Consider the following 6,000-nt stretch of genomic DNA (forward strand, 5'->3'; position numbering starts at 1 on the left):
CGACAAGGGTGCGGAAATGGAATCGCAGGGGCTGTTGCGAAATCGTCACAGAAGATGAGGCCGCTCGCGGACCAACCCACCCCCACAGGGTCATTCCCGCGCAGGCGGGAACCTCCGTTACCGGGCCAACGATGGCTAACAGAGGTTCCCGCCTGCGCGGGAATGACCTAGTGCGTGTTGATCGTACCGGTAAGCCTATGGCAGTGGTGGCCCTACAGCCAGCGCTTCCCGCGCATCCACCAGACGATGCCGAGCGCGATCAGTAGTAGGCCGACGCAGACACTCCAGAACGAATGGTTGTTGTCGGAAAACGGAATGCCGGCCACGTTCATCCCGAGTACGCCAGTGAGCAGTGTCAGCGGCATGAACACCACGGTGACGGCGGCCAGGATCAGCATGGTCTTGTTCATCTGCTCGGCACGGGCGTCAATAATCTGTTCGTGCACCAGCACGGCGCGTTCGGACATTGCCTGAAGCTCATCCCCGATCCGCGCCGCCCGGGCCGAGGCCTCGCGCAGCCGCAAGCGATCACGGGTGGTGAAGAAGCTCAAATCCTCGATTTCGAGCGTATTGAGCATGTCGCGCTGTGGCCAGACCAGGCGACGAAAGCTGATCAGGGTGCGTCGCAGGTGCGAGAGTTGGTTCTGCGCCTTGGAGGTGTGCTGGACGATCAGCGATTCCTCGATGTCGTCGAGCCGGTCGCCGAGCATTTCCACCAGCGGCTCCAGCCGGTCGGCTGCGCGCAGCCCGAGGCGAGCGACGAGGTCGGCGGGAGAGACCGGAGCGTGATGCGACTGTTCCCACTGCGTGATGCCGAGGAAATCGGGCACATTCAGCTCGGATGAGATAATCACCCTGCCCTTTTCGATCCACAGCGTCATCAATTGGCGGCCGATATCGTCGGGTTCGGCACCGGGGCGGGCGACGCGCATCACCACCATAGCGCGGTCATCGAGCACGATGCAGCGCGAGCGGGTGCTGGGCACGGTCAGCAGATCGGCGTTGAACGGTCCGAGCTCGCCCTTGAGCCAGACCTTGAAGGCAGGCTCCTTGGACTTACCGCTGACGACAATGAACCCGCGTGCCGGCACCACCGGCTTTTCCGCCGATGGGACCTGACGCACGACACCGCCCTTGCCGTCAAAGACCAGCAGGATGGTGGCGCCGATGGTGCCTTCAACGGTCGGATCGGCCGGTGGCTGGCGGGGGATGTCGTCCATTTTGGGGCTAGCTCAAGCGCTTGAGGGCTTCAAGGATATGATCGCGTCGTTCTACGGCAGCTTGACGACGGGCTTTCTGCTCCTCGATCACTTCTTCGGGCGCCTTGGCGACGAACTGCTCGTTACCGAGCTTCTTGTCGATCTGGGAGATTTCAGCGTTCAACTTGTCGACCTCCTTGGAGAGGCGGGCCTTTTCCACGGCGAGATCGATGAAGTCGGCCAGCGGCAGTGCCCAGGTGGCTTCGCCGACGACGAACTGGGCCGAATTGGCCGGGGCCGTTGCCTGCGGGGTGATATCCTCCAGCCGCGCCAAGCGGGTGATCAGCGAGGTGCCGGCGACGAGGCGAGCGAGCGTCGTCTCGGACGCGCCAACCACCACCAGCGACAGCTTGGCGCTGGCCGGCACGTTCATTTCGCTGCGCACGGAGCGGGCGTTGGAAATGACGTCGATCAGCCATGACAATTCGGCATCGGCTTTGGCATCTTCCAAACCGGCCAGATCTGGCCATTGACCCAGAATCAGCAGGTTCTCGCGCGCCGGGCCGGTCTTGCCGGTTTCGGCCCACAGCTCTTCGGTAACGAAGGGCATGAAGGGGTGCAGGATCGCCAGGATCTGGTCGAGTGCCCAGGCAGCAGTGGCGCGGGTTTCGGCCTTGGCGGCTTCGTTTTCGCCCATGAAGACGGGCTTGGCGAACTCGACATACCAGTCGCAGAAGGTGCCCCAGACGAAGTCATAGGCGGCGTTTGCGGCTTCGTTGAACTTGAAGTCTTCGATGCCCTTGGTGACGGCGGCAGCGCCACGCGCGGTGGCGCCGATGATCCAGCGGTTGAGCGGCAGTGTGGTCGCCTTGGGATCAAAGCCCTCGACGCGGAAGCACTCGTTCATTTCGAGGAACCGCGCGGCGTTCCACAGCTTGGTGACGAAGTTGCGATAGCCCTCGACGCGGCTGGTGGCCAGCTTGATGTCGCGGCCTTGCGCAGCCATGGCGGCCAGCGTGAAGCGGGTGGCATCGGCGCCGTACTGGTCGATCAGCTCCAGCGGATCGATGACGTTGCCCTTGGACTTCGACATCTTCTGGCCGTTCTTGTCGCGAACAAGCGCGTGAATATAGACGGTGTGGAACGGCTCGACGGGATTGCCGTCCGCGTCCTTCATGAAGTGCATGCCCATCTGCATCATCCGGACGACCCAGAATGGGATGATGTCGAAACCGGTGACAAGAACGTTGGTCGGATAGTAGCGCTCAAGCTCGGGCGTCTGATCCGGCCAGCCGAGCGTCGAAAACGGCCAGAGAGCGGATGAGAACCAGGTTTCGAGCACGTCTTCGTCGCGCGTCAGGATTTCGCCCGGCTTGAAGTTTTCGAGCAGGTCTTCGACGAGAGCCTTCATCGGGCCTTCGTGCGAGAGATAGTGCTGGATTGCCGCCTGCAGGGCTTCTTCTTCCGTCTTCTCGACGAAGACCTGGCCGTCCGGTCCATACCAGGCAGGAATCTGATGGCCCCACCAGAGCTGGCGCGAGATGCACCACGGCTGGATGTTCTCCATCCACTGGAAATAGGTGTTTTCCCAGCTCTTCGGGACGAACTTCGTCCGTCCTTCGCGAACCGAGGCAATCGCCGGCTGGGCGAGCGTCTTGTTGTCGACCCACCATTGCTCCGTCAGCCGCGGCTCGATCGGCACGCCGCCGCGGTCGCCATGGGGCACCATGTGCTTATGTGGCTCGATCGCATCGAGGAGACCGGCCTCTTCCATGATGCGGACAACGATCTTGCGGGCTTCAAAACGATCCTTGCCCTCCAGCTCGTCCCAGGCGCCGTGCAGAGCTTCCGGATCATCGAGGCCTTCGAGGAAATCCTCATTGTCCTTGATGGTGATCGTCGCATCGATATTGAGAATGTTGATGCGACGCAGGCCGGTGCGCTTGCCGACTTCGAAGTCGTTGAAATCATGCGCGGGGGTCATCTTGACGGCGCCGGTGCCGGCAGTCGGATCGGCATAATCGTCGGCAACGATCGGGATCCGGCGACCGACGATCGGCAGGATGACATGCTTGCCGACGATGGACTTGTAGCGTTCGTCCTCGGGGTTCACCGCAACGCCGGTATCACCCAGCAGGGTTTCAGGGCGTGTGGTGGCGACGACGAGATAGTCGCGCGTCTCGAACTCGGTGGCTTTGCCTTCCTCGTCGAAGGCAACAGGATGCTGATAGGTAACGCCCTCTTCGAGCGGGTAGCGAAGGTGCCAGAGATTGCCCTTGACCTCGATCTGCTCGACTTCCATGTCGGAAATCGCCGTCAGGAGCTTAGGGTCCCAGTTGACCAGGCGCTTGTCCTTGTAGATCAGGCCTTCCTTGTAGAGCGTGACGAAAACTTCAAGGACGGCAGCCGACAGGCCTTCGTCCATCGTGAAGCGCTCGCGCGACCAGTCGCAGGAGGCGCCAAGGCGCTTCAGTTGATTGAAGATCAGGCCACCGGATTCTTCCTTCCACTCCCAGATCTTGTCGATGAAGGCTTCACGGCCCATCTCGCGACGACCCGGAAGCTGCTGTTCCATCAGCTTACGCTCGACGACCATCTGCGTGGCGATGCCGGCATGGTCCATGCCGGGCTGCCAGAGCACGTCCTTGCCGCGCATGCGCTCGAAGCGCACCAGGATGTCCTGCAGCGTGTTGTTGAGCGCATGGCCCATATGCAGCGAGCCGGTAACGTTCGGCGGCGGGATGACGATGGTGAATGTTTCGGCATCCGGCTTGGCATTGGCGCCGGCGCGAAAAGCGTCCGCCTCGTCCCACTTGCGGGCGATCTTCGGTTCGACAGCGGCGGAATCATAGGTCTTTTCGAGCATTTGGGGACCGGATCTGGTGTGTTTTCAGGTTCCGGTTGGTAAATAGGATGGCTGCCGGCAAGTCAATAAAAAAGCCGCCCCGGAGACCGGAGCGGCGCTTAGCCATGCCTCAGGAGATCAGCGACGCGGACCCCGTGCCACCCGTTCGATCTCCTCGCGCACAAGGCGCTCCACGAGGGTCGGAAGATTGTCGTCAAGCCATTCCTGCAGCATCGGCCGCAACATGTCCTGGGCGACTTCATCGAGCGAACGGCGCTCCTGACCAAGCGCTGCCGCCAGCTCATCGAAGGAGCGGGCGACCTGCTCGCCGGTTGCTTCCGAGACCAGCATTTTCTGAACTTCTTCCTGCACCTGCGGAAGGAAGCGAGTTTCCTGTTCCGGCGGGATCGGCAAAGGCTGGGGTTGTGGGGCTTCGGCAAAACTCGGCGTCGGCGCGGCCCGCACATAGGCGGGCGCGGGAGACGGATCGCTGAAGCCGGCAAACGGATTGGTAGGCGCCTGCTGCCGTGGCACCGACTGCGGCGTTTGTTCAACGGGCCGGATCTGGACAACGACCTGAGGCACCTCGATATGGACGTCCTGGGCGTGGACTTCCGGCACATCGGTTTCCGCGTGAGCTTCGACAGCAACAACTTCCGGAGCCGTCATCGGCTGGGCGGTAGGCGCTTCGGCCACGGGCTCAGGCCGCTCAGGCTCCTCGTGGGTAAATCTGACTTCCGCAAGGCGGGCGGCCATTGCCGGTGGCAATTCGCGCTGCGGCGGCGCCTCTCTGGCGGGATTCAATTGCGCCGAATTCCGCTCGGAAGCAGCGCGAACACGCGCTGCAACATCGGCAAGCGACAAGGTCCGGGGTTCGGGCGCAGCATCGCGCTGCTGGCCTGCGGAATTGGCAGCGACGAAACGTGCATCGGGCACAGCTGCAGGTGATGGGGGAATATCGTTGAGTTCGGCAGCGGCGAGATCGTCGTCGATCGTCAGGCGGATGTCCTCGATTTCCTCATCGGACAACTCGTAAACGGGAGGGAGCGAGGCCGAAATGGATTTGCCGGCGCCGGGTTCATTGCTCTCGATGATCTTACGGATCGAGGCAAGAATTTCTTCCATGGACGGTTCACGCGCTACATTTGGCTGAGCCATTTTTATCCCCGTTATCCTGAACGACGACCGGAATTCCAAGACGCGGCATCCGAATCACCGCCACCTTAGGATACTCTCATGGAGAAAAAAATCACCGCGAATCAACTAACTGCGCTGGTGCACAGCTTTGTTGGCGGTGTCCAGAGGCAACATCCCGCTGTTTGAAATGCCTTGATCTTCGACGGGAAACGGGCGCTCGAAGCGCCCGCCGACCAAACACAGTCGAAACCGAGTTCGCTTCCTTAGAAAACGAATTCCTTCACCTTGGCAAAGCCCGGCAACGGCTTGACCGAGGCGTTGAAGAAGACGTTTTCCGAGAAAGCGCCGCGCTCGCGAACGAACACGGTGGCACGGGCAGCATTGCCATAGCCCCTGACAACAACGAGGCGACCATTGTCCCGCAGCTGGGCGAGAAGTGCCTCGGGTACTTCCTCAACGGCGCCGTTGACGAAGATCAGATCGTAGGGCGCGCCGACAGGACTTCCCTTTTCGAGAGCGCCGGTCACCACCGAAACATTGGAATAGGCCAGTTCGGAAAGCGTGGCCTTCGCCTGCGCGGCCAATCCATCTTCCGATTCCAGCGCCGTGACGGAGCCTGCCAGCAGCGAAAGCACTGCGGAAGTGTAGCCGGTGCCGGCGCCAACTTCGAGGACAACGTCATTCCTGGTGATGGCGGCGAGCTGCAGGAGCTTTCCCAGCGGCGAACACTGCATCATGAAACGAGCAGCCTTGCCGGCGCTTGCCGGGCTGATCTCGAGGTCGTTGTCGAGGTAAGCGAGAGACTTCAATTTTTCCGGA

The 6,000-nt window shown here is 61.5% G+C and carries 4 protein-coding genes; all 4 read right to left on the reverse strand.

Going from position 1 to position 6,000, the window contains the following annotated elements:
- Nucleotides 1–212: 212 nt before the first annotated feature.
- Nucleotides 213–1,220 carry a CorA family divalent cation transporter gene (locus JWR51_RS12090; protein WP_299747699.1) on the reverse strand — a complete coding sequence of 336 codons (1,008 nt, stop codon included), beginning with the start codon at nucleotides 1,218–1,220 and terminating at the stop codon, nucleotides 213–215.
- 7 nt (nucleotides 1,221–1,227) lie between these two features.
- Nucleotides 1,228–4,065: a valine--tRNA ligase gene (locus tag JWR51_RS12095; protein WP_299747701.1), complete on the reverse strand. Its 2,838-nt coding sequence runs from the start codon at nucleotides 4,063–4,065 to the stop codon at nucleotides 1,228–1,230.
- Nucleotides 4,066–4,182: 117 nt separating this feature from the next.
- The gene (locus JWR51_RS12100) at nucleotides 4,183–5,202 is read right to left on the reverse strand and encodes a DUF2497 domain-containing protein (RefSeq protein ID WP_299747703.1); all 1,020 of its coding nucleotides are present in this window, start codon (nucleotides 5,200–5,202) and stop codon (nucleotides 4,183–4,185) included.
- 242 nt (nucleotides 5,203–5,444) lie between these two features.
- The coding region (locus JWR51_RS12105) for a protein-L-isoaspartate O-methyltransferase (RefSeq protein WP_299747705.1) at nucleotides 5,445–6,000 on the reverse strand (556 nt) is incomplete at its 5' end.

Source organism: Devosia sp., from assembly GCF_028290625.1.
In the GTDB taxonomy this organism is placed as follows: Bacteria; Pseudomonadota; Alphaproteobacteria; order Rhizobiales; family Devosiaceae; genus Devosia.